At 63.5% G+C, this 25,921-nt stretch carries 27 protein-coding genes, 1 tRNA gene, 1 other RNA gene and 1 pseudogene; 14 read left to right on the plus strand and 16 right to left on the minus strand.

Annotation, left to right across the window (positions count from 1 at the left end; all coding sequences use genetic code 11):
* The first annotated feature begins 24 nt into the window (after positions 1 to 24).
* Both VGE08_RS04360 and VGE08_RS04365 read left to right on the plus strand, forming a co-directional pair.
* A complete protein-coding gene (locus VGE08_RS04360; protein ID WP_331066640.1) occupies positions 25 to 366 on the plus strand; it encodes a 4a-hydroxytetrahydrobiopterin dehydratase in 342 nt (113 codons plus the stop codon).
* A gap of 73 nt (positions 367 to 439) precedes the next feature.
* Complete coding sequence (locus VGE08_RS04365) at positions 440 to 898, plus strand: hypothetical protein (protein WP_331066641.1); 459 nt, start codon at positions 440 to 442, stop codon at positions 896 to 898.
* 50 nt (positions 899 to 948) lie between these two features.
* Here VGE08_RS04365 and VGE08_RS04370 read toward each other — a convergent pair whose 3' ends face one another.
* Genes VGE08_RS04370 through VGE08_RS04400 form a run of 7 tightly spaced genes read right to left on the minus strand, consistent with a single transcriptional unit; the run spans position 949 to position 9,663 of the window.
* Positions 949 to 1,917, minus strand: a complete 969-nt coding sequence (locus tag VGE08_RS04370; protein WP_331066642.1) for an alpha-L-glutamate ligase-like protein — start codon at positions 1,915 to 1,917, stop codon at positions 949 to 951.
* Positions 1,917 to 3,455, minus strand: a complete 1,539-nt coding sequence (locus VGE08_RS04375) for an inactive transglutaminase family protein (protein ID WP_331066643.1) — start codon at positions 3,453 to 3,455, stop codon at positions 1,917 to 1,919. Before VGE08_RS04375 ends, VGE08_RS04370 begins: the two co-directional genes overlap by 1 nt.
* Positions 3,452 to 5,119: an acyl-CoA dehydrogenase family protein gene (locus tag VGE08_RS04380; RefSeq protein WP_331066644.1), complete on the minus strand. Its 1,668-nt coding sequence runs from the start codon at positions 5,117 to 5,119 to the stop codon at positions 3,452 to 3,454. Before VGE08_RS04380 ends, VGE08_RS04375 begins: the two co-directional genes overlap by 4 nt.
* Positions 5,120 to 5,157: 38 nt before the next feature.
* Positions 5,158 to 6,411, minus strand: a complete 1,254-nt coding sequence (locus tag VGE08_RS04385; RefSeq protein ID WP_331066645.1) for a UbiH/UbiF/VisC/COQ6 family ubiquinone biosynthesis hydroxylase — start codon at positions 6,409 to 6,411, stop codon at positions 5,158 to 5,160.
* A gap of 13 nt (positions 6,412 to 6,424) precedes the next feature.
* Positions 6,425 to 7,678 carry a 2-octaprenyl-6-methoxyphenyl hydroxylase gene (gene ubiH, locus VGE08_RS04390; protein WP_331066646.1) on the minus strand — a complete coding sequence of 418 codons (1,254 nt, stop codon included), beginning with the start codon at positions 7,676 to 7,678 and terminating at the stop codon, positions 6,425 to 6,427.
* A 12-nt stretch (positions 7,679 to 7,690) separates the two neighbouring features.
* Positions 7,691 to 8,995, minus strand: coding sequence for a Xaa-Pro aminopeptidase (gene pepP, locus VGE08_RS04395; RefSeq protein WP_331066647.1), 1,305 nt, complete (start codon positions 8,993 to 8,995; stop codon positions 7,691 to 7,693).
* A 23-nt stretch (positions 8,996 to 9,018) separates the two neighbouring features.
* Positions 9,019 to 9,663 (minus strand): UPF0149 family protein, encoded by a 645-nt coding sequence (locus tag VGE08_RS04400; RefSeq protein WP_331066648.1) that lies wholly within the window; start codon positions 9,661 to 9,663, stop codon positions 9,019 to 9,021.
* Between the two features lie 139 nt (positions 9,664 to 9,802).
* On the opposite strand from VGE08_RS04400, the gene VGE08_RS04405 reads away from it, so the two are divergent.
* The 6 genes from VGE08_RS04405 to rpiA all read left to right on the plus strand — a co-directional run bounded on the left by VGE08_RS04405 (position 9,803) and on the right by rpiA (position 12,902).
* Entirely contained in the window at positions 9,803 to 10,036 is a 234-nt protein-coding gene (locus VGE08_RS04405) for a TIGR02449 family protein (RefSeq protein WP_331066649.1), read from the plus strand.
* The gene (locus VGE08_RS04410; protein WP_331066650.1) at positions 10,033 to 10,344 is read left to right on the plus strand and encodes a cell division protein ZapA; all 312 of its coding nucleotides are present in this window, start codon (positions 10,033 to 10,035) and stop codon (positions 10,342 to 10,344) included. Before VGE08_RS04405 ends, VGE08_RS04410 begins: the two co-directional genes overlap by 4 nt.
* 203 nt (positions 10,345 to 10,547) lie before the next feature.
* Positions 10,548 to 10,734, plus strand: a non-coding RNA gene (ssrS, locus tag VGE08_RS04415) — 6S RNA.
* Between the two features lie 46 nt (positions 10,735 to 10,780).
* On the plus strand, positions 10,781 to 11,350 hold the full coding sequence (locus VGE08_RS04420; protein WP_331066691.1) for a 5-formyltetrahydrofolate cyclo-ligase: 570 nt from the start codon (positions 10,781 to 10,783) through the stop codon (positions 11,348 to 11,350).
* A 71-nt stretch (positions 11,351 to 11,421) separates the two neighbouring features.
* Positions 11,422 to 11,883, plus strand: coding sequence for an EVE domain-containing protein (locus VGE08_RS04425; protein WP_331066651.1), 462 nt, complete (start codon positions 11,422 to 11,424; stop codon positions 11,881 to 11,883).
* A 365-nt stretch (positions 11,884 to 12,248) separates the two neighbouring features.
* Entirely contained in the window at positions 12,249 to 12,902 is a 654-nt protein-coding gene (gene rpiA, locus VGE08_RS04430; protein ID WP_331066652.1) for a ribose-5-phosphate isomerase RpiA, read from the plus strand.
* Here the strand turns inward: rpiA and VGE08_RS04435 are convergent.
* From VGE08_RS04435 to rplM, 5 genes are all read right to left on the minus strand, one after another.
* Positions 12,889 to 13,923 carry a quinone-dependent dihydroorotate dehydrogenase gene (locus VGE08_RS04435; RefSeq protein WP_331066653.1) on the minus strand — a complete coding sequence of 345 codons (1,035 nt, stop codon included), beginning with the start codon at positions 13,921 to 13,923 and terminating at the stop codon, positions 12,889 to 12,891. The two genes, rpiA and VGE08_RS04435, sit on opposite strands and share 14 nt — an antisense overlap.
* 70 nt (positions 13,924 to 13,993) lie before the next feature.
* Positions 13,994 to 14,986 (minus strand): class I SAM-dependent methyltransferase, encoded by a 993-nt coding sequence (locus VGE08_RS04440; RefSeq protein ID WP_331066654.1) that lies wholly within the window; start codon positions 14,984 to 14,986, stop codon positions 13,994 to 13,996.
* 78 nt (positions 14,987 to 15,064) lie between these two features.
* A tRNA-Gln gene (locus VGE08_RS04445) sits at positions 15,065 to 15,138 on the minus strand.
* 11 nt (positions 15,139 to 15,149) lie between these two features.
* Complete coding sequence (rpsI, locus tag VGE08_RS04450) at positions 15,150 to 15,542, minus strand: 30S ribosomal protein S9 (RefSeq protein WP_298725844.1); 393 nt, start codon at positions 15,540 to 15,542, stop codon at positions 15,150 to 15,152.
* 42 nt (positions 15,543 to 15,584) lie between these two features.
* Complete coding sequence (rplM, locus tag VGE08_RS04455; protein ID WP_331066655.1) at positions 15,585 to 16,013, minus strand: 50S ribosomal protein L13; 429 nt, start codon at positions 16,011 to 16,013, stop codon at positions 15,585 to 15,587.
* A gap of 248 nt (positions 16,014 to 16,261) precedes the next feature.
* On the opposite strand from rplM, the gene coq7 reads away from it, so the two are divergent.
* Both coq7 and crp read left to right on the plus strand, forming a co-directional pair.
* Complete coding sequence (coq7, locus tag VGE08_RS04460) at positions 16,262 to 16,891, plus strand: 2-polyprenyl-3-methyl-6-methoxy-1,4-benzoquinone monooxygenase (protein ID WP_349258625.1); 630 nt, start codon at positions 16,262 to 16,264, stop codon at positions 16,889 to 16,891.
* Between the two features lie 195 nt (positions 16,892 to 17,086).
* Positions 17,087 to 17,722: pseudogene (gene crp, locus VGE08_RS04465) on the plus strand (cAMP-activated global transcriptional regulator CRP); the annotation flags it as partial.
* A gap of 217 nt (positions 17,723 to 17,939) precedes the next feature.
* On the opposite strand, the gene rpe reads toward crp, so the two are convergent.
* Together rpe and djlA are read right to left on the minus strand one after the other, a co-directional pair.
* Positions 17,940 to 18,623, minus strand: coding sequence for a ribulose-phosphate 3-epimerase (rpe, locus tag VGE08_RS04470; RefSeq protein WP_331066657.1), 684 nt, complete (start codon positions 18,621 to 18,623; stop codon positions 17,940 to 17,942).
* Positions 18,624 to 18,652: 29 nt separating this feature from the next.
* Positions 18,653 to 19,489, minus strand: coding sequence for a co-chaperone DjlA (gene djlA / locus VGE08_RS04475; RefSeq protein ID WP_331066658.1), 837 nt, complete (start codon positions 19,487 to 19,489; stop codon positions 18,653 to 18,655).
* A 165-nt stretch (positions 19,490 to 19,654) separates the two neighbouring features.
* Between djlA and VGE08_RS04480 the strand changes: the two genes are divergently transcribed.
* Both VGE08_RS04480 and VGE08_RS04485 read left to right on the plus strand, forming a co-directional pair.
* Positions 19,655 to 20,527, plus strand: coding sequence for a phosphoribosylaminoimidazolesuccinocarboxamide synthase (locus tag VGE08_RS04480; RefSeq protein WP_331066659.1), 873 nt, complete (start codon positions 19,655 to 19,657; stop codon positions 20,525 to 20,527).
* Between the two features lie 25 nt (positions 20,528 to 20,552).
* Positions 20,553 to 21,548 (plus strand): sensor histidine kinase, encoded by a 996-nt coding sequence (locus VGE08_RS04485; RefSeq protein ID WP_331066660.1) that lies wholly within the window; start codon positions 20,553 to 20,555, stop codon positions 21,546 to 21,548.
* 4 nt (positions 21,549 to 21,552) lie between these two features.
* On the opposite strand, the gene VGE08_RS04490 is transcribed toward VGE08_RS04485, so the two are convergent.
* Positions 21,553 to 22,365 (minus strand): cobalamin-binding protein, encoded by an 813-nt coding sequence (locus tag VGE08_RS04490; protein WP_331066661.1) that lies wholly within the window; start codon positions 22,363 to 22,365, stop codon positions 21,553 to 21,555.
* Positions 22,366 to 22,510: 145 nt separating this feature from the next.
* Here VGE08_RS04490 and VGE08_RS04495 point away from each other — a divergent pair, with 145 nt between their 5' ends.
* A complete protein-coding gene (locus VGE08_RS04495; protein WP_331066662.1) occupies positions 22,511 to 23,848 on the plus strand; it encodes a YihY/virulence factor BrkB family protein in 1,338 nt (445 codons plus the stop codon).
* Between the two features lie 61 nt (positions 23,849 to 23,909).
* Here VGE08_RS04495 and pmbA read toward each other — a convergent pair whose 3' ends face one another.
* A complete protein-coding gene (pmbA, locus tag VGE08_RS04500) occupies positions 23,910 to 25,268 on the minus strand; it encodes a metalloprotease PmbA (RefSeq protein ID WP_331066663.1) in 1,359 nt (452 codons plus the stop codon).
* Positions 25,269 to 25,353: 85 nt separating this feature from the next.
* Here pmbA and yjgA point away from each other — a divergent pair, with 85 nt between their 5' ends.
* A complete protein-coding gene (gene yjgA / locus VGE08_RS04505; protein WP_331066664.1) occupies positions 25,354 to 25,914 on the plus strand; it encodes a ribosome biogenesis factor YjgA in 561 nt (186 codons plus the stop codon).
* The last annotated feature ends 7 nt before the right edge of the window (positions 25,915 to 25,921 follow it).

Below are 25,921 nucleotides of genomic sequence, written 5' to 3' on the forward strand. Positions count from 1 at the left end.
AGTAGCCCGCACGAGGCACCCAGCATGAGCGCATCTCTCACCGAACAACGCTGCAAGCCCTGCGAAGGCGGCGTCGCGCCTTTGTCGCTGGACGAAGCCCGGGCGCTCATGAAACAACTGAGCGATACCTGGCAGTTGGCCGCGGACGGCCTGAGCATTCGCGGCGAATGGCAGTTCCGCAACTTCTATCAAGCCATGAGCTTCGCCAACGCGGTGGCCCACATCGCCAACACCGAAGATCACCATCCCGACCTGGAAGTCGGCTGGGGCTATTGCCGCATGACGTACCGCACTCACGCCATCGGCGGGCTGTCGCAGAACGATTTCATCTGCGCCGCCAAGGTGGACGCCTTGCCCCGCCCTTGAAATCGAGCGCAGCAGACGGAACCCAGCAGGTCGAACATTGCGTTAAAGAATCGTACCTCGCCGGAGATTCTCCATGCGCCGCGCTACATCGGGTCGATTGCTGCAACGGTCGCGAACCCGGGTCAGTCTCTGGGTTTGCTGCTCACTGCTGGCGCTCTGCTACAGCACGGCCGCCTCGGCCATCAGCGTCACCGCGCTGCGCTATGACGCGGCGAAGGATCAACTGGTCATGACCATCGCCTATCGAGGCACGAACCCGGACCACAAATTCTCGGTGCAATGGGACGAGTGCAAACGCCTCGACGACGAGCGCTCGCAGATCCTGGGCCTGCTGCTCGACAGCCAGCCCGACGACCTCGCCCGACAGAACTTCACCACGTCGTTGAAGATCGACCTGCGCGATTTCCCCTGCCGCCCCGCGAAAGTGACCATCCGAACATCCGCCGGCTTCTTCATGTCGGTCGACGTCCCCGCACCACCCGGCGATGGCACGCCGGACTCGCCCAGCGCCGAAGCCCGCAACGCGCCCTGATCCCTCAGGCGCTCTGGCAGCCTGCCTGGATCATGCGGCGCATGGCCGTGCTATGGGCCGCATGTCACCGGCCCGACCGGATGCCGAAACTCCTGCTTGGCAAACGCGATGCGCTCTGGCGCGGCCGCTGCAAAGTCCGCCTTCTGGTCGCAGATCTTCAACCGGCGCAGCAGACCTTGCCGGTTCGCGATCTGAATCGCCAGTCCCGGCCTCGCATTCAACTCGAGCACCAGCGGCCCGCGGTCCCGGTCGAGCACGATATCGACCCCGATGTAACCCATGCCCGTCAGCTCGTAACAACGCGCCGAAATATCCAGGATGACATCCCAATCCGGGATCTTCAGCCCGGAGATCGCATGCGTCGTATCGGGATGATGCGTGACGACCTGCGTCCCCACGACACCATCCAATGTCACACCGCTGGCCAGATCGATCCCCGCGCCCACCGCGCCCTGATGCAGATTCGCCTTGCCATGCGACGCGCGCGTCGGCAGCCGCACCATGGCCATGATGGGATAGCCCCGATACACGATGACCCGGATGTCCGGCACGCCCTGGTAACTGATGCGTTCGAACAGCGGCGAGAAGCGCACCATGTACTCGACGATCACCACATCCTGCACGCCGCCCAGGCTGAACTGCCCGTTGATGGCGTTGGAAAGATGGTGTGACAGGAAATCGTCATCCAGCAGCGTGCCGCTGATGGTGCGGTAACGCGAGGAGCTGCGGCCGGAGATGACCACGATGCCGTCGCCGGCACTGCCGTGCGCCGGCTTCAAGACGAACTCGGGATGATCGCGCACGATCTCCGGCAGGCGCCGGATGTCGTGCTGCGTCTCGATCACGCCATACAGCTCCGGCACGGCGATGCCCGCTGCCAGCGCCAGCCGCTTGGTCCTGAGCTTGTCGTCGACCAGCGGATACAGCCGGCGAGGATTGAATCGCAGGATGTAATCGCCATTGCGCTTGTTCAGCCCGAGCACACCTTCATCGCGCAACATGCGATAGCGCCCCAACATTACGACGCGCTCCGCGATGGCAGCAGCGCCTTGAAGCGTCGCAACTCCAGCAAGCGATAGCCGGTGTAGCGACCCGCCAGCAGCGACATCGCGATCACCAGCAACAACAACTCGGGGAACACGAAGATGAGATGCTCCAGCCAGGCCTGGCCCATGACCACGTAGGCCAGCGCCGCGACGATGAGACTGCCGATGCCCTCCTGCAACGCCTCGGACGCGCCACGCTCCTCCCACACGATGGACATGCGCTCGATGGTCATCGCCAGGATGACCATGGGGAACAAGGCGATGGACAACCCCGGCTGCAGCTCCAGCTTCTGGCTCAGCACGCTGATGCCAGCCATCAGGATCACCACTACCGTCAACACAGTGGTCAGACGCGGCACCAGCAGCAAGCGCAGCTTCTCCAGATAAAACCGGATCAACAGGCCCAGCGAGACGATCACGGCGAACAGCACGATGCCCCACAGCAGCCGCGTCTCGCGAAATGCCAGCGCGACCAGCACCGGCATGAAGGTACCGAAAGTTTTCACGCCGATGAAGTTACGCAGCAGCATGATCACCAGCGCGCCCACCGGAATCATCATCAGCACCGCATACACGGCCTGAGTCGCGATCGGCAGGGCGAACAGCGAGAAGTCCATCGCGTGCGAGCCGGTCAGCTCGGCGCGGCGCTCGGCGACCACCAACGAATCCAGCAGGTTCTGCTGAACCGCCAGGGTCACTTCCAGATTGCCGCCGCCTTCGATGCTCGCGATCGGATCGTCGCCGCGCCACCAGATCAGGAAATCCGGCGGCAGGCCCTGCTCCAGGGTCATGGGATCGAAGTACAGCCATTGCACGCCGTCGTGCACTTCCAGCAGCTGCTGGGCCTGCACCGGTCCAGGAGCATTCCGGAGCGGGATGCCATGCGCGATGCGCGCCGGAATCTGCGCGCCGGCAAGGAAGATGGTCGCGAGCTTGGCCTTGGCCTGATCCGAAGGCGCGTTGCCGCGGCTCATGAACAAACTGACGTAAGGATCGCGCTCGGCGTAATTGATGTGACGAAGCAGCTCGGTGGTGAAGCTCGCCACGTCGGCCGACTGACGCCGCACTTCCGCAATCAACCCTTCCATGGCGATGCGCGACGGCTCATCGAGCACTGGCTGCTCAGGGAACGGCGGCGTGGTGTCCTCGGCGATGCGGGTCGGATCTCGATAGACCTGCGCGCGGTAGTAGAGCGTCTGCGGCCCCGACGCCTGCCGCAGGGTCCATTGCGACTCGCGGCCCGCCGGCACGTTGCGAATCGCATGACCGAAGCCGCGCGAGATGAAGTTCTCGTCGAGGATGGAATAGCCGGGCGTGAGACTGGGAACGCGCAAGGTCGCCTTCACCGCCGCCGGCCCCGGATCGAATCGCACCGCCGCCTCGATGGTCCAGACCCGCGTCTGTTCCTGCGGCTGCAAGGGAAAGCCCAGCACCTGCGCCTTGTACGCGAACAGCGCCAGGCCGATCAGCGCCAGCACCGCTGATAGCACATAGATGTGACGATTGTTCATTCGATCAGGCGGGCGGACTCTTCGCTATTGATATCGACCAGCAAATCCAAGGGCGCGGCGGCGAACCGGCAAGCGGCGGCCATGTCGCCCGTTGTCGCAGTCGCTCCGGCGTGCTCGATCAGCAGTGCCAGCTGCAACGCGCGTCCCAGGGTCATCGCCACTCTGCGGGCATTGGCTTGCAGCCGCCGCGGATCGTTATTTTGACTCAGCCAGCGTGTCACGTGTTCGATGGCTTGCACAGCCTGGCGACCCGCCGCGCTCAAACGTGCATCGCCGCCCACAGCGTCGCCCGCGATCGCTCGTTCGATCCGCGTCCGCAATGCAGGCAATCCGACGCTCAGCTCACCGCGCAAGACTGCATCCAGTGCCAGCACATTGGTGGTTCCTTCCCAGATCGGCAATACCTGCGTATCACGTAACAGCAGCGGCAGACCGGTGTCTTCGACATAACCTGCCCCGCCGAAGGCTTCCATGCATTCGCTCACAACCGCGACCGCCTGCCGGGCAGTCAAAAGTTTGGCGATGGGCGTGACCAGTCGCAACAGCGCCTGCTGCTCGGCGGTGATCTCGCCCGCTTCCTGGCGACCCATCAGCTCGACCAGCTCGAATGCCAACAGGAAGGCCCCCCGCGTCTCCACCTCCAGGGCCGCGAGCGTATCGACGTGCAGCGGCAAGTCTTCGAGCTTCGCGCCGAACGCACGACGCTCGCGCGCATACGACCGCGCCAACATCAATGCCCGGCGCATGAAGCTCACGGAAGTCACGCTGTTCCAGGCGCGCGTGACGGTCAGCATCGGCTCGATGCTTCGGGTGCCGTGCCGGGTGTCGCCCACCAGTTCGGCACGCGTGCCTTCCAATGTCAGCTCGGCGGTCGGGACCTTGCGCGTGCCCAGCTTGTCTTTGAGGCGTTCGACGCGGATGCCGTTCAAGCTGCCATCGGCGTCGTGCGTCTCGACGTAGAACATCGCGAGTCCGCTGCCGCCCGGCCCATTGCCGTCGGGGCGCGCGAGAGTCAACGCCATTTGTGACGTAATGGCCGAGGTAAACCACTTCTTGCCAAACAGGCGCCAACCGCCCGATTCGTCGCGTGCCGCGCGCGTGAGCGAAGCGCCAACGTCCGATCCACCGGTCGACTCGGTCATCCATTGGCCGCTGGTCCATGCCTGCGCCGGATCGCGGCTCGTCAAGCGCGCGACGGCCCGATTGATGAGAGCCTGATTGCCGGAGACAGTCAGCGTGCGTGCGGCCCCATCGCTCATCGCGAGCGGACAGGTATAGACATCGGTCGAGGGATGAAACAGGTACACCGCCGCGAACTGATGGATTCGGCTGTAGCGGCCGTGCCGTCGCTCGTACGGAATGGCAACGAGCCCGTGAATGGCCGCGAGATCCGCCGCACGACGCCACAAGGGCGAGACTTCGATACGGTCGATGCGATTGCCCCAGGCATCCCATTGGGTGAGCGTTGGCTCGTTGAGCCGGTCCTGCAACTGCAGTCGATACAGCTCGCCGCCGGCCAGCGCGCCCAGCTCGGTCAGCGACGGCTCGATGTCGGCAAGCACATCCGCCGGCAACCGCCGCTGCAGATAGCTGCGCAAGAACGTGTCATCGCCATACTGGTTGCCCAGCACTGGCGGGGACTGGATGAAGAGCGTGCTGTGCATCCCGACCCCTGCCCCCTGTGTGATAGTCGTCCGTCAGCTTACGGACGATGTGCGCGAACCAATGCCGGCGCCGCGCCGCCGGTGCCTAGCGCGCGCCCCATCAGGAAACGTTTGGCCAGCATACTGCCATCGAGCATGCTCAGGCCCGTGCGCCGCGCCCAGCCGAGCGTGCTGGTGCGATTGCCGAACAGCTTGTTCAAGCCATCGACCAGCCCCAGCGCCACCGCGTTCTCGCTCTTCCGCCAGCGCTCATAACGCCGCAGGATTCGCCGCTCACCGAGCGCTGCGGGCGCTATACCGCGCTCCAGTTCCTCGGCCAGCACTTCGATCAACGCCGCGCTGTCCAGGAAACCGAGATTCACACCCTGCCCCGCCAGTGGATGGATGGCATGAGCCGCGTCGCCGACCAGCACGAAACGTTCGCGGCAATAGTCCTTCGCATGGGTGAGCCGCAAAGGAAACTGTCCACGCGGACCGTCCACTTCGACTCGGCCCAGCGCGCCGTCGATCGCCAGCATCAACTCTTTCGCGACTTGCTCGGGAGTCTCCACCACCAGCCGGTCGGCGTGCGACGGCGTCGTGGTCCATACGATCGAGCTGCGGCCATCGGCGAGCGGGAGATAGGCGATCGGTCCGTCCGGCAGGAAGCGCTGCCACGCGGTCCGGCCATGAGGGTGTTCGGTGCGAACATGCGTCACGAAGGCGCGCTGCTCGTACTCCCAACCGCGGGTCTCGATGCCAGCCAGCTTGCGGCTGGCGGAACCGGAGCCATCCGAGCCCACGATCAAAGCCGCTTCGATACGGCGGCCGTCGCTCAAGATGGCCGCTGCGTGATCGTCCTCGAACTCCAGTCCCGTCAGCTCGCCGCGCAACAGCGTTACGCGATTACGAAACGAGGGGCTGTCATAGATCGACCACAACACACGCCGGTTCTCGACGATGTAGCCGAGGTTGGGCTCCCCCGATTCGCTGCCGGAGAAATGTATGGATCCGGAACCCCGCGGCTTGCCTTCCGCGTCCCAAACGATCATGTCGTCGTAGGCGCAAACATGCTGGGGCGATAGCAATTGCCAAGCGCCAATCTCCCTAAGCACGCGCTCCGATGCACGCGAGAAAGCCGAGACACGCAGATCGACGTCGCTGGCGGCCGCAGGTGGCGGCAGCGTCGGCGGATTGGCTTCCAGTACGGCGATACGCAGATCGGCAAAGTGACGGTTGCTGGCCGCCAGCGCGGCCACACATGCGCCCACCATGCCGCCGCCAATGACCAGAATGTGAAAGCCCGTCTTCATCGCCCAGCTCTCTTCACTGTTGCAAGGGAGCGCCGCGTGCGAGCCGGGGCACTCGGCCAGCCGCTCCCAGCGACAACTGCGACAATCCATCCTTGGCCGCCGGCAGGAGATCCAACGCCAGCATGCCGGCGTCACGCAGCAGCTTGATCGGACCCAACGGCTGCGAGAACAACCGCACCAGGCCATCGGTGAATCGCACGATGTTGCTCCGGTCAGCGGCACGCCATTCGCGATAGCGCTGCAGCCACATGCCGTCGCCCGCATCGAAGCCGGCACCGGCCTGAGCGCGGCCATCGGCGAGTACCTCGGCCAGGCTCACGGCGTCACGCAAGCCGAGATTGAACCCCTGCCCCGCGATCGGATGCAGAGTCTGCGCCGCGTTGCCGACGATCGCGAGCCGCTCGGCGACGTATTCGTCGGAACGAGTCAACGACAGCGGATACAGCTGGCGGGCGCCGACGCGGGTGAACCGGCCCAGACGAAACCCGAAAGTTTCCTGCAACCGGGCCAGGAACTCGGCATCGCTCAGCGCCGTCACTTCTTTGGCGGTCTCGGGCCGGAAGGTCCAGACCACGCCCAGGCGGCCTTCCGTGATCGGCAACAACGCCAGCGGTCCAGCCGGCGTGAAGCGCTCATAGGCGACGTGATTGTGAAAGTGCTGGGACAGGACGTTGCTGACCAGCGCGACCTGCTCATAGTCCCAGCTGCTCGAGCCGATACCCGCAGCTTGCCGCAAGGTGGAACGAGCGCCGTCCGCCGCGATCGCAAGCTTCGCCTCGACCACGCGCTTGGTGCCATCGCTCAGCTCGCATTCGATGTTCTGCACCTGCTGTTGCAGTTGCATCGACTGCACCTTGGCGGGTGCCAGGATGGTGATGGCCGGCTCGGCATTGAGCCTGTGCCACAGCGCCGCACCCATGACGCGATTGATCACCACGTAGCCCAGCGCATTCAGGCCCTGCTCCTTGGCATCGATGCGCGTGAAGCCGAAGCGGCCTTGATCCGAGACGTGAATGCGTCGAATGGCGGTAGCCTCGCGCTCGATCAGCGGCCACACTCCCAGCGCTTCGAAAATACGCCGGCTGCCGTTGGATAAGGCGGTGCTGCGATCATCGAAACTCGGCTGGTCGGCGGCGCCGAATGGCACCGCCTCCAGCAACGCTACGCGCAAGCTCAATTGCGCCAGCGCGAGCGCCAGGCTCGCGCCCACCAGCCCGCCGCCGGCGATCGCGACATCGACAACCAGTCTGTTATCGCCGCCGCTCATGACTTGTCGCTCTCATGCATTCATCAACCGTTCGATGCCGTCGGCATCCTTGACCAGCGCCGCGGTGAGCACTTCGTGGCCATCCTTGGTGACGACCACGTCGTCCTCGATGCGCACGCCGATGTTCCACCAGCGCTTGGGGACACTTTTGCTGCCGGCGGGAATGTAGATGCCCGGTTCCACCGTCATCGCCATGCCGGGTTCGAGCACGCGCCATTGGTCGCCGATCTTGTAATCGCCCACGTCGTGGACATCCAGCCCCAGCCAGTGGCCGGTGCGGTGCATGTAGAAACGGCGATATTCGCCGTCCTTGATCAGATTGGCGACCTTGCCCTTGAGCAGTCCGAGCTTCACCAGGCCCTGAGTGATGACCTTCACCGCCGCCTCGTGCGGGTCGTTCCAGTGATTGCCCGGCTTGATCTTCTCGATGGCCGCGTGCTGGGCCTCCAACACGACTTCATATACCGCCCGTTGTTCGGGCGTGAACCGGCCATTCACGGGGAAGGTGCGCGTAATGTCCGAGGCATACAGCTCGTATTCGCAGCCGGCGTCGATCAGCAGCAGATCGCCATCGCGCAGCTCATCGGAATTCTCGTGGTAGTGCAGGATGCATGAGTTGGCACCACCGCCGACGATGGGATGGTATGAGATGTCCGCATCGTTCATGCGGAACTCGTGCAGCAGCTCCGCCATCACCTGGTATTCCTTGCGGCCCGGCTGGGCAAACTGCATCGCTCGCTGATGAGCCGAAACGGCGATACGCGCCGATTCACGCATGGCTTCGAGCTCGGGACGCGTCTTGAACAGCCGCATGTCGTGCAACAGGTGATCGAGGGCCACGAACTCCTGCGGCGGATGCACGCCGGTGCGCGCCTGAGACTTGAGCGAATTCACCCAGCCGATCACGCGTTGATCGAACTCCTGATGCAGGCCCATCGTGTAGTAGACCCGCGAGCAGTGTTCCATCAATCCCGGAAGGATGTCGTCGATGTCGTTGATGGGAAACGCATCGTCGGCGCCGTAATCGCGCACCGCGCCTTCCGGTCCGGCACGCTTGCCATCCCACGTCTCGCGGGTCGGATCGCGTTCGCGAGTGAATAGCACGTATTCGGCGGCCGCGCGTCCGGGAATCAGCACCGCCACCGCCTCCGGCTCGGCAAAACCAGTCAAATAGAAAAAATCGCTATCGGGCCGGTAGTAATAGCTGACGTCGCTATTGCGGGTCTTTTCCGGAACGGCAGGCAGGATGGCGATGCCGCCGCGGCCCATCATTTTCATGAGCTGCCTGCGGCGGCGGGCAAATTCGTCTTTGCGCATTGGGTAATGCTGATCGTCGGGCGTCAGTGAAGGGTGGGATCGTGATCCGGAGCGTCGTCGAGACCGTCGGCGCCTGTCTCATCGTCCACATCGCCGTCCTGGCCGGAACCCATGTCGATCCGTTGCGCCGTGGCTGGAATCAGTTCATCGTGGATGAGCTGCACGCCGACGCGCACGTATTCGACCACTTCCGCGTAGGCTTCTTCTTCGCTCTCGTCGCCGTCACCTTCGAGCTCGACGCTGGCGCGCCCGATGTGGGTGAGATCATTGAGGATTTCATTGACGTTGCCGGGCAGCTCTTCGGGCTTGATGGCGTTGGCGCCCGAGCCGGTGCCGAACCCATACAGGAATCCCTGGCACCACTGCGACAGGCCGCCGGCACGCGCCGCGAGCGACACATCGTCATCGGGCAACAGGGCCTCGAATTCCATGTCCTCGCCGCGCAGCGCATTCAGCGTGTCCGAATACAGCAGATGCAGTGTCTGCTGGCCATCGTCATCGCCGCGGCGATCCTGGTCGGGAATGATTTCTTCCAGCCAGCGCTCCATCGGATAGTCCGGCGAAGTGCACAGCGCTCCGACCAGACAACCGTGCGCTTCCGCGGCCGGCACCGACGAGCCCAGCCCCTCCAGGACGCGCACCATTTCCGCGAATGTGACTTGCAGCATCCCGCGTATCTTAGCACTGTGACCCCGGCTATTGATTTGCAATCGATTCGCGGCCCGTCCGGCGAAGATCCCTCGGAAAGACCCAGGGTTGGGCCGGCGCTGGTTTGACCGTGTGGGGGGCCGGACGCATAATCGCCGCATGAATCCCACGCCCTCTCGAACCGAAGTCGATCAGGAGCTGCGACAGCTCGAACGGCGGCTGGAAGAGCTGGTCGCGCTGGTGGCGCAATTGCAGGAAGAGAACCGTGCATTACGCCAGCGACAGGATTCGATGATGACGGAGCGTGCCACGCTGCTGCAGAAGAACGAGCAGGTGCGCGCGCGGGTCGAAGCGATGATTGGCCGCCTGAAGGCGATGGAGCACAACGCATGAGCGACCGCATGGTCCGCGTCAGTGTGCGCATCCTGGAAAAAGAGTACCAGGTCGCCTGTCTGCCCGAGGAGCGCTCCGAGCTGCTCGACTCGGCGGAATATCTCAACGGCAAGATGCGAGACATCCGCGATGCCGGCAATATCGTCGGCCTGGACCGGATCGCGGTAATGGCGGCGCTGAACCTTGCGCACGAGCTGCTGAAGCGCAATCGCAGCGACGCCATCGAGAGCGAAGTCAGCGAACGCGTGCGCCAGATGCGCGAGCGCGTGGAGTCGGCATTGAGCCGAGGCCAGCAGCTGCCGCTTTGAGCCACCTCGCCTCGATATCGACCCCGATATCCAGTGAGGATATCGAGGCGAGCCATTGAAGCGGGACGAACCGGCCAGATATCGGCCAGCAGTGAGTCGCACACGGTCATCCCTGAGGTCATCCATTGGGGCCGGTGATGCGAATGAACTTGGGACTGCGGATGCGCGTTACGGACGCAGACTCAGAATCGATTTTGTTATGGCGCTGCCTGCGGTGTTCGACGTGTGTCGGGTTACCTCTCGACCCTAACGTTAATACCCCAGGGATTCGGTTACGTGGTAGCGGTGTGCATGTCCGTCTCGAACGGGAAGCCTTAGCTGCCACGGCTGCGTCCCACCTATTGCTCCGTGTCGAGAGCAATGGCTCATGACGGCACAGGCGGGTAGCGCCTCCTCTCCTTCTCCCGCGTCGGCGACACTGCTGGATGTCCAGCAGCTGCGCCGGCACATGCGGCGTCAACGCCGCCTGCTCTCCCCCCATGCGCGTGCCGAAGCTCATCGGCAGTTCGCACGTGCGCTCGCACGCTTGCTGGTACCAGGCCGCCGCGTGGCGGTGTACTTCGCTTACGGTCACGAGGCCGACCTGCGACATGTGATCGAAGTCGCACGCCGCCGTGGTTGCCTGCTCTACTTACCCGTGATCACCAGCTTTCGTCATGGCCGCATGCGCTTCGTGCGCTACCACCCCGATAGCGCGATGCGCGTAAACCGGTACGGCATCGCCGAACCCGATCCGCATCATGCCGAAGTCGCTGCCGTGCGCCGGCTCGACCTGGTGTTGTTGCCGCTGGTCGCATTCGATACGCAGGGTTGGCGACTGGGCAGCGGCGCCGGTTTCTACGATCGCAGCCTGCAGCACTTGCGCGAAGGCCGCCGCTGGCGGCGGCCCAAGCTCATCGGCGTCGCTTATGAGTGCCAGCGCGTCGCGCGTCTGCAGCCGAATCGCTGGGACGTGCCGTTGGACGGCGTCGTGACTGAACGCGGCCTGCAGCGCTTTGCTCGCTAGCGACGGCGTCACGCTCTGTCACCCACCGTCATCAAGAACAACGACCATTCACTGTCATTTGCGGAGCCGTCATGAACTACTGGTTGATGAAGTCCGAGCCGTCCGTGTTCGGCATCGAACAGCTGGCGAAGGCCAAGAACAGCACCACGGGCTGGGATGGCGTGCGCAATTTCCAGGCGCGCAACTACCTGCGCGCCATGAAGAAGGGCGACCTGGTGTTCTTCTATCACTCCAGTTGCGATGTCCCTGGCATCGCCGGCGTTGCCGCCGTACAACGCGAGGCCTACCCCGACCCCACGCAGTTCGACAGCAAGAGCGATCACTACGATGAGAAAAGCGATCCGGAGAACCCGCGCTGGTACATGGTGGATGTGAAGCTCGTCAGAAAGCTCGACCGGGTCATCTCGCTGGACGAGTTGCGTAAGCACGCCGCGGGCAAGCTCAAGGACATGATCTTGCTCAAGCGCGGCAATCGACTGTCGATCACACCGGTGACCAAGAGCGAGTGGAGCTTCATCGAGTCGCTCGAATGAGCGCTGCTCATCCATCTCGATGGGGTCGATGGGTGGGATCGAGGACACCTGCGAGACGCGAATGAGGGTTGCGATGTGGGGTTGCGATGAGAACGGGCACAACAAAATCGCACGCACCTCTTGCTTGCCATTTTTAATTTATGTATATACTGCGCCCGGACTAACTCGACATGGAGATCTAGTATCATGGCAACTAAAGCAAAGAAGTCTGCGAAGAAGAAAGGCGGCAAGAAGAAGGCTGCCAAGAAGAAGTAAGTTCTTCTGAGTAGATGATGATGAAGACTGTGCCCGCGAAAGCGGGCACAGTCGTTTCCGGCCCTAGGAAAATAGGCATTTTCTCCTTCTCCCCTCGAGTACCGAGCACCATGAACGCCGATCAGCTCAAGCAGCAAGCCGCCCTCGCCGCCCTCGCCCACGTCGAGGAGGACACCATCCTCGGCATCGGAACCGGGTCCACGGTCGATCACTTCATCGACGCACTGGCTGCGCAAAAGGTGCGCATACGAGGCGCAATCTCCAGTTCGGAGCGCTCCACCGAGCGTTTGCGCCGCTACGGAATCGACGTACTCGACCTCAACACCACCGGCAACCTGGACCTGTACATCGACGGCGCCGACGAGTCGGATCGTCACCGACGCCTGATCAAGGGTGGTGGCGGCGCGTTGACGCGCGAAAAGATCGTCGCCGCCGCATCGCGGCGCTTCATCTGCATCGCCGATGAATCCAAGCTGGTCGACGTGCTCGGCAAATTCCCGCTGCCGGTGGAGGTGATTCCCATGGCGCGCTCGTATGTCGCCCGACAACTGGTTGCTTTGGGGGGACAACCGGTCTATCGCGAAGGCTTCGTTACCGACAACGGCAATCAGATCCTCGACGTGCATGGGCTGAGCATCGTCGATCCGGTGCAGCTGGAGAGCGAGATCAATCAACTCGCCGGCGTGGTCACCGTTGGCTTGTTCGCGCGGCGGCCCGCCGATCTGCTGATCCTGGGCTCGCCATCGGGCGTCAAGACTTTGTGAATGCCGCTACCGCCGCGCGAATCTCGGTAACCAGCTTGGGACCGCGATAGATCAGGCCGGTGTAGATCTGAATCAGGTCTGCACCTGCCTGCAAGGCAGCAACCGCCGCTGCACCTGAATCGATACCCCCCACCGCGATGAGCGGTATATCGCGCCCCAGATGCTCGCGCAGGATGGGGATGCTCTGGAGCGCCAGCGGCCGCATGGGCGCGCCGCTCAACCCACCCTGCTGTTCGCTGTTGCGCACGCCCTTCACCACTTCGCGGGTGATGGTGGTGTTGGTGGCGATCACTCCGTCGATGCGCAACTCGCGAACCAGCCGCGCGATGGCGGCCAGATCTTCACTCGCCAGATCGGGGGACACCTTCACCAGTATCGGCAGATGCTTGCGCGAGCCCGAGACGAGCTGCGCACGAGCTTCGAGCAGCGCATCGAGGATGGGGCGCAGCTGATCGACCTGCTGCAGCTGACGCAGGTTGGCGGTGTTCGGGGACGACACGTTCACCGCCACATAGTCCGCATGGGGCGCGACCACGCGAAAACATTCGACGTAATTTCGCGCGGCATCTTCCAATGGAGTCGTCGCGTTCTTGCCGATGTTGATGCCGCACACACCCCGGAACTTACGCTCTGCGAGACGCCGAGCGATCACTTCGGCGCCTTCGTTGGGGAACCCCATGCGATTGATCAATGCGCGCGCCTCGGGCAAGCGAAACAGCCGCGGCTTGGGATTGCCTGGCTGCGGCTGCGCAGTCACGGTACCCGCCTCGATAAAACCAAAACCCAATGCACCGAGCGCGTCGATGTGCCGCGCATTCTTGTCGAGCCCCGCCGCGAGCCCGACCCGGTTGGGAAAGTGCAGCCCCATGAGAGTCACCGCATCTTCCGGCCGCGACTCACGCTTGCCGAGCAGACCCAGTGCATAGGCCATGTCCAGCATCTGGAACGTGACCTCATGCGCCCGCTCGGCCTCCATCGAGAACAGCAGCGGGCGAAGCAGCGGGTAAAGGGAGTCGATCATGGAGGCGTCGCGGCGGCGTAGATGTGGGGCGTAATTATCATGCTTCTCGACGCCGCCCGCGAATCCAGCTTCAAGCGGGCGCCGGCATCGTCCGCTTGCGAATGATCAAATCCAGGTAGGGTTGGAAAAAGCCGGGATGAATGTCCGGCCGATGGCAAGCCAGGGTGCGTTCGAGGCGCGACCTGCGTTTATACCGTCGCGCCAATTCCCGCAGACCCAACACCCCGCGCCGCCTCGACCAAAGGGGCAAGCTGCTGACCACATCGAGCGTCGACGTCTGCGCCATCGCCAGATCGAACTCGTGAAAACTCACTCCTCGACCATGGCGCAGAAAGCTCTCCATCTGGTCCGCCGAGAGCCCACGGTAAGAGCTGCGAAATGGCTCGCGTGGGCTGAAGCGTGAATAAGCAAACGCCAGCTCGTCGGGCAGCCAGTTGAAGAACGGCAGACGCGAGGTGTGATCGTCGAAGTACCACAGCCGGTTGGGCGTTTCGATCACACACCACAACGCGCCTTCCGGCAACGCCTGCCAGGTGTCGCGCATGGCCTCGATGCGCTCGGCATGCGTCATATGCTCGAGGCAGGCGAAGAAGATCACGAAGTCGTAAGGCTCGCGATCCAGGAACTGTCTGGCGCCGGCGCCATTGGCCAGCACCAACTCGCACTCGACATTGTGAGCCGCGCAGCGCTGCTCGGCCACGCGCATGCTCGGTTCGTCGATGTCGATCGCGGTGACCTTCGCGCCCTGCTCGGCAAGCGCCACCGTCGAGGCGCCGGTGCCGCAGCCAATCTCGAGAACCCGGGCACCCAGCAGCGGCCTGGCCGAATCGAGCCAGGGAATGACTTTGCTGCGAAAGGAATTCAGCCGTCGATCGAGATGATCCTGCAGGTCCTCGCGCCCTTCGGCAGTCGCAAGCCATTGCTCTGTCGAATACGCCACTTCACCCCAGATCTGCCGCGGAAAGTAGTGCTGATGAAGCGCTCGAACGATGGATTCGGCAGCCGCTGGCGAAAGCCGGGTGAATCGCTTTGACAGGTGCGCGGGAATTCGCGTCTTCGACATCCAATTCTCTCCGTGAATTCGATGAGTCCAAAAAAGCAAACAGCCACTTGGCGCGTTTGCCAAGTGGCTGTCCGAGATTGGTTGGGGGACTAGGATTCGAACCTAGGTTGACGGAGTCAGAGTCCGTAGTCCTACCGCTAGACGATCCCCCAAGAACCAGGGATTAGCGCTTCGAGAACTGGGTGCCGCGACGCGCCTTGCGGAAGCCGACCTTCTTACGCTCGACCTCGCGGGCATCGCGGGTCACGTAACCGGCATCGCGCAGCGGCTTGCGCAGGGTCTCGTCGTACTCGATCAACGCCCGGGTCAGGCCGTGGCGGATGGCGCCGGCCTGGCCAGTGATGCCACCGCCCTTGACCGTGACTTCGACATCGAAGTTCTTGTCCAGGTTCACGGCTTCCAGCGGCTGGCGCACGATCATGCGCGCGGTCTTGCGGCCGAAGAACTCATCGAGCGAGCGCGAGTTCACGTTGATGATGCCGCTGCCCTTGCGCAGGAACACACGGGCGGTGGAGGTCTTGCGGCGGCCGGTGCCGTAGTTGGTCGAGGTGGCCATGTTCGGAATGCGTACCTTAAAAATTGAATCTCGAGCGTCGGCTTAGATATCCAGAACTCGGGGCTGCTGCGCGGTGTGCGGGTGCTTGTCGCCCGCGAACACGTGCAGCTTCTTGAACATCTTCCGACCGAGCGTGTTCTTCGGCAGCATGCCCTTGACCGCGAACTCGATGGCGCGCTCGGGGTGCTTGTCGAGCAGCTTTTCCAGGCTGGTGCTCTTCAAGTTACCCATGTAGCCGGTGTGGTGGTGATAGAACTTGTCGGTCAGCTTGCGGCCGGTGACGCGAATCTTGCCCGCGTTGACGATGACGATGTGGTCGCCGGTGTCGCAGTTGGGCGTATAAGCCGCCTTGTGCTTGCCGCGCAGACGCGACGCCACGGTCGAAGCCAGACGGCCCAGGGTCTTGCCCGTGGCATCGATCACGTACCAGTCACGACGGACCGTTTGCGCATTGGCGAAGACGGTACTCATTGAATTCTCCGGGAAAACTAGCGCGCCCCTGCCAGCCAGGGGGCGAAAAGGCCGGCAAGTCTAATGGAGCAGGCAGGTCATTGCAAACGCAGTAAGCATCGGATTCTGGAGGACTTGGCCGCCGGCCGGCCGTGCGGCCCGTTGCCCGGCCGGCAGCCGGCCGCGACATATATAATGAATCCGCCATGACCACCCCCACTCTCGCCCCGGCTGCCCCGACCCAAGCCGCGTCCGGCCGCCGCTATACCCTGCTCGACCGGCTGCTGACGCCAGCCGACCAGACCCTGCGGACACTGTTCGCCGCGCATGTCGCCGGCCGCCCGAATCCGGCCGAAAACCGGCCGGAATCGCCCCAGATCGCCGACAAACCCGACGCCCGCCGGCATATCGCCGCGCTGATGCGGGTCAACCATGCCGGCGAAGTGGCTGCTCAGGCGCTGTATCAGGGACAGGCGTTCGTGTCGCGAGCCGATGCAACCAGGGCTTCGCTGATGGAGGCGGCCCGCGAAGAAACCGACCATCTCGCCTGGTGTGCCGAGCGCATCAAGGAGCTGGGCGGCCGCACCAGCATGCTCGACCCGCTGTGGTACGCCGGCTCTTTCACCATCGGCGCGCTGGCGGGGCTCGCGGGCGACCGCATCAGCCTCGGCTTCGTAGCCGAAACCGAGCGGCAGGTGGTGGAGCACCTCGACGGCCATCTACAGCGCGTGCCGGAAGAAGACGCGCGCACCCGCGCGATCATCCAGCAGATGCGCGCCGACGAAGAACGTCATGGTCACAACGCCAAACTGGCGGGTGGTGCCGATTTGCCGGGGCCGGTGCGAGCGTTGATGCAGCTCACTGCCAAGGTGATGACGCGGACCGCCTATTGGATTTGAGTGATGCGCGCCGCCGCGGCGAGCATGAATGACGCTGGGACGGGCCGTCAAATAGTCGACGTAAAGTTTTGCCGGGCAAGGAAAAGCTTGCCCTCTTGGGTCATAGTGTATTAAAAGGCGCGGCAAGACATATTGTCGTCAAGTTCATCCCACTAAAGTCATTTAGTTACAAGCACAAGGCGCATAGGGGCGGGTATGGAAGAGGGCGCAAGGCCATTGAGCGACATTCCGGCGATCAACCGGTTTCTGAGTTACTGCCGCATTCGCACGGTGCCTTCCAAGACCGTCGTCATTCATGCCGGCGACCTGCCCGACGTGCTCTATTACATCGTGAGCGGCTCGGTCGAGGTGATGATCGAGGACGAGGAAGGCAACGAGATGGTGCTCGCCTACCTCAACAAAGGTCAGTTCTTCGGCGAGATGGGCCTGTTCTACGAACAACCCACCCGCAGCGCGTGGGTGCGCACTCGCCAGCAGTGCGAGCTCGCTGAAATGACCTATCCCCGCTTCCGGCAGCTCGCGGCTGAAAGCCCTGGCCTGGTGTTCGAGCTGGCCACGCAGCTGGCCACACGCCTGGATCGCACCAATCGCAAGCTCGGCGATCTCGCGTTCGTCGACGTCACCGGTCGCGTCGCGCACGCCATCATGGACCTGTGCAGCGAGCCCGATGCGATGACGCATCCGGAAGGCATGCAGATCAAAGTGAGCCGTCAGGAGCTGTCGCGCCTGGTCGGTTGCTCGCGTGAAATGGCGGGCCGCGTGCTGAAGGTGCTGGAAGATCAGGGCCTGTTGCGCGCCACCGGCAAGACCATTGTCGTGTTCGGCGCGCGCCCGAAGATGAAGACCAAGCCGCCGCTGGCTGCCGCCACCGGCCGTGCTGGTGCCGCTACTACCGCCGCGTCTCCGGCAAATCGTCGCGCCGACGATGACGACGACGACGATGATGATGATTTCGACGACGAGGACGAAGAATAAACATCGTCCTCCGAGTCAGACAGACTCTCGACAAGAAGGCCGCGCAAGCGGCCTTCGCTGTTTCCAGCGACCGTTACTTGGTCGCCTTGGCGATTTCCGCCCGCATATCCGCGATGGTCTTTCGATAGTCCTTCGAACCGAAGATTGCCGAGCCCGCCACAAACGTATCGGCACCCGCAGCGGCAATCTCGCCGATGTTGTCGACCTTCACTCCACCGTCGATCTGCAAGCGAATGTTACGGCCGCTCGCGGCGATCATCTCGCGCGTCTTGTTCAGCTTGGCCAACGCGGACGGAATGAACTTCTGGCCACCGAAACCGGGGTTGACCGACATCAACAGGATCATGTCGACCTTGTCGAGCACATAGTCGAGCACGTTCAGCGGCGTCGCCGGGTTGAGCACGATGCCCGGATGACAGCCATGCTCGCGAATCAAACCGATGGTGCGATCGACATGCTCGCTCGCTTCGGGATGAAAGCTGATCCACGTCGCGCCCGCGGCCGCGAAATCCGGCACGATGCGATCCACCGGTTTCACCATCAGATGCACATCGATGGGTGCGGTGATGCCGTGCTTGCGCAATGCCTCGCACACCAGCGGTCCGATGGTGAGATTGGGCACGTAGTGATTGTCCATCACGTCGAAGTGAATGGTGTCGGCGCCTGCGTCGAGCACCGCCTTCACTTCCTCGCCGAGCCGGGCGAAGTCGGCGGAGAGAATGGATGGCGCGATCCAGGATTCATTTCGAGCTGACATGGCAAACCTCTGGGGCAAACCTCGGGTGGCTATCGCATCGCGCGCGCTTCGCGCAGCACTTCATATGCCGCGCGGACCTGCCGGGTTTTTTCCTCGGCGACTTTCATCATGGACTCGGGCAAGCCGCGCGCGACCAGCTTGTCGGGGTGATTCTGATTCATCAGGCGCCGATATGCCTTGGTGACTTCCGCATCGGACGCCGTGCTGGTGACGCCGAGCACTTCATACGCCTGAGCGACCTTGTCGACCCTGGGCGCCTGCTGCCCGGGCGGTGGTTGCCGGGTCGACTGCTGCATGCGCAATAGCGCCTCCATCTGCACGACTTCGTAGGCAGACACGCCCAACGATGCCGCCACGCGCGCCATCACCTGGCGAGCCGCGTGCGTGAAGCTGCCGCTCAATAGAGCAGCCTGCAATTGGATCTGAATGAACATGCGGAGCACATCCGGGCGCCCCGCCAGCTTCCTGCGCAGCCGGCGCAGCGTCGCTTCGAGCGGATAGTCCAGTTCCTTGCCCTGCGTGAACAACTGGATGGCGAGCTGGACCTCGCGCTCGCCGAGACGGAATTCCGTCATGATGGCGCGGGCGGCACGAATCTCATTTTCCGAAACGCGCCCGTCCGACTTGGCAACGTGCCCCATCACCTCGAAGGTGGCGCGAAAGAACGCCTCCTGGACACCCATCGACGCGGCGGCATCGTCCTCGGTGTCGGTGTCATCGCCCCATTGCTGGCCCAGGCGGCCAGCCAGCCCGCTCTCGGCCTGCACGTCGAACAGATGGCCGATGAAGGTGCCGAACAGCGCGCCCACGGGACCCGCTGTCACCCCGCCGATCAGCGCCCCCAGTGCTTTACCCTGCCAGACCATCGACCCTTGAAGCCCTCGTCACCCGCTGCGACAATCGCGGTTTATCAAATTGATACACGGCCCAATGGTAGCAGGCTCCGGCGCTGGCACCATTTGTCGGGTCGCGTTAACTGCAATTCCTCACAGTCATCACCGAGATACGCCGTGGCTCAGCCCTCACCTCCCATGCTCGAGTCGCGCCTGAGCGGCCTGCAGCGCATTCACCAGGGCAAAGTTCGCGACGTCTACGCCATCGACGAGCGGCAGATGCTGATCGTCACCACCGACCGGCTCAGCGCGTTCGACGTGGTGCTGCCCGACCCGATTCCCGGCAAAGGCGCGGTGCTGACCCGGATTTCGCGTTTCTGGTTCGACCGTACCAAGCACATCGTGCCCAATCACATCCTCGATACGCCGCTGGAGAGCGTGGTCAGCGATCCGACAGAGCGCGCGGCGATCGCCGATCGCAGCATGATCGTGAAGCGCCTGAAGGCGTTGCCCATCGAAGCGGTGGTGCGCGGTTACCTGATCGGCTCGGGATGGAAGGATTACCAGCAGACCGGCAAGGTATGCGGCATCGACTTGCCGAAAGGGTTGCGCCAGGCGGATCGCCTGAGCGAGCCGCTGTTCACGCCTGCTACGAAAGCGGAACTGGGCGAGCACGATGAGAACATCGACTACGACCGCACGGTTGCACTGATCGGCCGCGGCCTGGCCGAACAGGTGCGCGCTACTGCGCTCGCGTTGTATCGCTTTGCGGCCGACTACGCACTCACGCGCGGCATCATCATCGCCGACACCAAGTTCGAGTTCGGCCTCGACGACGCCGGTCATCTGACGTTGATCGACGAAGCATTGACGCCCGACTCCTCACGCTTCTGGCCGACAGACACCTATCAACCCGGCACCAGTCCACCGAGCTTCGACAAGCAGTTCGTGCGCGACTACCTGGAAACATTGACGTGGGACAAGCGCGCGCCCGGACCGAAGCTGCCCGCCGAAGTGATCCAGAAAACGGCGGAAAAGTACGCCGAGGCCGAACGCCGTCTCACCAGCTGAGCCGGCCACCCTCCCGGTCAAACGCATGCCACAAACGATCGCATTGATCTATCTGGCGGCCGGGGCGCTCTGGATCTTCATCACCGATCGCTGGCTGGAATGGCTGGATCTCGATCCACGCACCCTGCAGCTGCTGCAAACCAGCAAGGGCTGGCTGGCGATTCTCGGCTCGGCCATCCTGCTGTACATCCTCTTGAAGCGGCACAAGCGGCGTGACGACGCAGCCGTGTCGGCGCTGCTGGAATCGCAGCGTGAGGTCCAGCTGATGAACGCCGAGCTGGAAAAACGCGTCACGGAACGAACGCGCCAGTTGCAGGCGGCGAACCGCGAGCTGGAAGCCTTCGCTTATGCGGTTTCTCACGACCTGCGCGCGCCGCTGCGCAGCTTGTCCGGGTTCAGCCAGATCCTGCAGGAAACGGCCAGCGATCAGCTGGATGAAAAGTCGCTGCATTATTTGCGTCGGATTCACGACGCCAGTCAGCGCATGTCGGGACTCATCGAGGCGCTGCTGAGCCTGTCGCGCATCAGCACGGCCGAGCTCACCATTCGGCCCGTGAATCTCACGCAGATCTGCATGGACGCGGTGGCCGCTCTGCGTGAGAAATATCCCGGGCACACGGTGCAAGTCGACATTGCTCCCAACATGCATGTCGAAGGCGATGCGCGGCTGCTGCGCATGGCGATGGATTGTTTGCTCGGCAACGCCTGGAAGTTCACCATCCGCGCCGCACAGCCCACTGTGACCGTCGGTGTGCAAACCGGTGTCACCGGCGGCCACATCTATTTCGTGCGCGACAACGGCGTGGGCTTCGACATGGCCTATGCGAACAAACTGTTCGTGCCGTTTCAGCGCCTGCATGCGGACGCGGAGTTCCAGGGCAGCGGCATTGGCCTGGTCACGGCGCAGCGCGTGATCGCGCGTCACAGCGGCCGCATCTGGGCCGAGGGGCAGGTCGACCAAGGCGCGACGTTCTATTTCACGATCGGCCGGCCGCTCGGCGCCACCGTCGAGCCTCGCTGACAACTCATCGCTGCTGCGCCTGCCAGGCGTTGAAGATTCTGTGAATTTCGCTCACACCCTCGGTGAGCGCCGCCGGACCCGGCTGCAGGATGATGGATGATTTGATTTCGTGCAGCTGCCCATTCGCGACCGCAGGCACGGCGCTCCAACCCGGTCGAGCCGCGACACTCGCCGGCCGGAACTTCTTGCCGCACCAGGAGCCCAGCACGATATCGGGCGCGCGGCGCACGACCTCCTGCGGATCGGCGATGATCCGATGCTTCGCCAGCGACTGACGCGAGTTGTCGTCGAAACAATCGTCCCCGCCCGCAACACCGACCAGTTCCGACACCCAGCGGATGCCCGAGATCATCGGCTCGTCCCATTCCTCGAAATAAACGCGCGGCCGCTTGCTGAACTGCGCCGCGGCCGCGCGAATGCCTTCGAGATTCTCCGCCAGCCTGGCACAAAGCTGCGCTGCCTTGGCCTCACAGCCGATCATGCCGCCGAGCATGCTGATCATGCCGAAGATCCCGGCGATGTCGCGGTGGTTGAAGATGTGAACGTTCAGCCCGTGCTTCACCAGATCGGCGGCGATATCGGCCTGCAGGTCCGAGAAGCCGAGCACCAGGTCGGGCTCGAGCTCGCGGATGCGGTCGACCTTGGCGCTGGTGAACGCGGATACCCTCGGTTTCTCCCGCCGCGCCCGCGGCGGCCGCACCGTGAACCCCGAGATGCCGACGATGCGCCAGTCCTCTTCCAACAAGTAGAGCGTTTCAGTCGTCTCCTCGGTGAGGCAGACGATGCGGGAGGGGAAAATGCCGGACGTATAGCTCATGACTCACCCAATCGGTACGGCGCCAGGCACGGATGTGCCTTGCCGCATGCGGCCCTGCGACGGACCGAGCTCGGTCCCGGCGCAATTTTCGCCCGCCACCGCGCGCTTCGTGACAGGAGCCCGACCACGCGCATTAGAATGCCGCATGATCGCACCTCTGCTAGCGCGCCTGGAACACTGGCTGTTCGAGCCGCCGGAATCCATCATCGGCCGGCCGTTGTGGAAGCTGACGCGCATCCTGCGCTATCCGTATGCGCTGATTCGGGACATCACTCGCGGCGAGCTCACCTTGCGCGCCATGAGCCTGGTGTACACGACCTTGCTGTCCGTCGTGCCCATCATCGCCCTGTCCTTCTCGGTGCTCAAAGGCCTGGGCTATCACCGCGAGCTCGAGCCGGTCCTGTTCAGCTTCCTGGAGCCGCTCGGCGACCGTGCTTATGAAATCACCGCACAGATCATGGGCTTCGTCGACAACGTACGCGGCGGCGTGCTCGGTTCGCTCGGTTTGATCTTCCTGCTCTACACGTTGATCTCGACCGTGCAGAAGGTCGAAGAGAGCTTCAATTTCGTCTGGCGCGTCGAGCAGCCGCGCAGCATCGGCCGCCGCTTCAGCGAATACTTGAGCGTGATGGTGGTCGGGCCCGCCGTCATCGTCGCGGCGTTGGGCTTGATCGGTGCGCTGGCGAGCACGACTTTCATGCAAACGCTGTCGCATTATCGGCCGTTCGATACCGTGCTGCTGGTGCTGGGCAAGATCACGCCATACGTGCTGGTCTCGAGCGTGTTCACGTTCATGTACGGCTTCGTGCCGAACACGAAGGTGCGGCTGAGCGCGGCGCTGATCGGTGGTGTCGCGGCCGGCGCGGCCTGGGCCTTCAGCGGCATGGTGATGGCGCGCTTTGTTTCGGGCGCCACCACGACTACGGTCATCTATGCCGGCTTTGCCATCGTCGTGGTGACATTGATCTGGCTGTATATCTCCTGGCTCATCCTGTTGCTCGGCGCGCAGCTCGCGTTCTATGTGCAGAACCCCCAATACCTGCGTCCCGGGCGTGGCGTGATCGCTTTGAACTCCAGCCTGCGCGAGCGCGTCGCGCTCTCCATCATGTATCTCATCGTGAACGACTACAGCACCGCACAGCATCGCTGGACCGCGAATCGCCTGGCCGAGCATCTGGATCTGCCAGGCGCCGCGCTCACGCCCATCTTGGATGCGCTGGAGCATCGCAAATTACTGCTGCTCGCCGAAGACGACAGCTGGGTACCGGCGCGCGATCCTCATGCGATCGAGCTGAATGATGTGCTGGATGCCGTGCGCCACGACACCGCCGGCCCGCGGCTCGGCAAAGTCAGGGATATCGCGCCTGCAGTCGAAGCGGCTCGGGTTGCGGAGCAAGCACTCTTGAACAGTCTGCGAGGCAAGACGATAGCCGCGCTGGTCGAAGAACATCGCCGCGAACAGCGGTTGGCGGTTGGTGGCTAGTGGTTACTGAAGAGGCTCATTTCTCTTCTCCGACCAACCACTAACCACTAACCGCTAATCACTACTCGCCGGCGATGGTCATCTTCTCCAGCAGCACCGATCCGGTTCGAATGGCGCCGCGCGCATCGACGTCGTTGCCGACGGCGACGATCTCGCGATACATGTCCTTCAAGTTGCCGGCGATGGTGATCTCGTTCACCGGATACTGAATCTCGCCGTTCTCCACCCAGAAGCCGGCGGCACCGCGCGAGTAATCGCCGGTAACTCCGTTGATGCCCTGGCCCATGAGCTCGGTGACCAGCAGGCCACGATGCATTCTCTTCAGCATCCCGGCGAAATCGTCCGGTCCCGGGGAAACGATGAGATTGTGAACACCACCGGCGTTGCCCGTGGTGCGCAGGCCGAGCTTGCGCGCCGAATAAGTGCTCAACACGTAGCCGGTCAGCACGCCATCCTTGACCAACTCGCGATCGCGCGTGGCCACGCCTTCGGCGTCGAACGGCGCGCTGGCCAGCGCCTTGGGAATATGCGGCCGTTCGGAAATCTGCAACCACGAGGGAAAGATCTGCTGGCCGGCGGCATCGAGCAGGAACGACGCGCGTCGATACTGGCTGCCGCCGCGAATCGCACCGAGGAAATGTCCGATCAGCCCGCGCGCCAGCTCTGGAACGAACAGCACCGGCGCAGTCACGGTCGCGAGTTTCCTTGCATTCAGACGCCGCAGTGCGCGTGCTGCCGCGGTCCTGCCGATGGACTCGCCATCCTCCATTTCGCGCCAGTCGCGCACCGAGCTGTACCAATAGTCCCGCTGCATCTCGCCGTTTTCCTGAGCGACGACCACGCAGCTCAGGCTGTGCATGCTGCTCGGATACCCGCCGAGAAAGCCGAGTGAATTGCCGAACACGCGCAAGCCCTGATGACTCGACAGCGTGGCGCCTTCGGAGTTGCCGATGCGCTTGTCGGCCCGGAGCGCGGCCGCTTCGCATGCCACCGCCAGCTCGCGGGCCTCATCCGGCTGGATGTTCCATGGATGTGACAACTGCAGGTCCGGAATCTCGCGCGCCAGATCTTCCGGATCGGGCAGACCTGCGCACTCGTCCTCGGCAGTGAATCCAGCGATGCTGAAAGCCTTGGCCACAGTCTCGCGGATCGCCTGCGGCCGCAGGTCGGCGGTGCTGGCCGTGCCCTTGCGCTTGCCGCGATAGACCGTAATGCCCATGCCGCGATCGCGCTGATATTCGAGCGTTTCGACCTCCCCCAACCGCGCCGTCACCGACAGGCCGGTATCGACGCTGACGCCCACCTCCGATTCGGTGGCGCCCAGCCGGCGCGCCTCCTCGATGGCAAGGGTAACCAGGTCCTGCAGGTCCTGTTGCGAGTGGCCGAGCTGGTTGGAAGCGTTGGTAGAGACTTGTGCCATGGCGCCGATTGTATTGCATTGGCGCGACTTGCATGCGAAGGCCGGGGCCCGCATCCTTGCGCCCCCGTATCGTTCCTGTCCTGACATGACCGACGACGCCGACGACGGCTATCAAGACGAGCGCCCCAGCAAGAGCGAGCGCAAGCGCCGCAGCGACGACCTGCAGGCCCTGGGCGAGGCGCTGATCGAGCTGTCGGACAGCGAGCTGGACGCCCTGCCGTTGCCCGAGCAGCTGCGCGACGCCGTCGATCTGGCGCGCCGGATCACCGCGCATGGCGGCCTGTACCGGCAGAAGCAGTACATCGGCAAGCTGATGCGCAAGATCGACGCCGAGCCGATCCGCGCCGCGCTGGATGCCAAACGCGATCGTGAACGGGTCGAAGCCCTGCGTTTTCACCGCGTCGAGCAGTGGCGCGACCGCTTGCTGAGCGAAGGCGCCGCAGCGCTCGCCCAGCTGCTGGCTGAAGTGCCAGGAATCGATGGCGCCGCGCTGGGCAAGCTGACCGAGCGCGCCCGCAAGGAACAGCGGCAGTCCGGGCAAAAAATTACAGCCGCCGGCCGTGAGCTGTTCCGCATGTTGCGTGCGGCGCTGACCCAGGAAGACCGGGCACAGCAAGAACAGTCAGGCGAAGCGCCCCCGACATAATTGCTAC

Origin of the sequence: Steroidobacter sp., assembly GCF_036406195.1 — a bacterium.
Lineage (GTDB): Bacteria > Pseudomonadota > Gammaproteobacteria > Steroidobacterales > Steroidobacteraceae > Steroidobacter.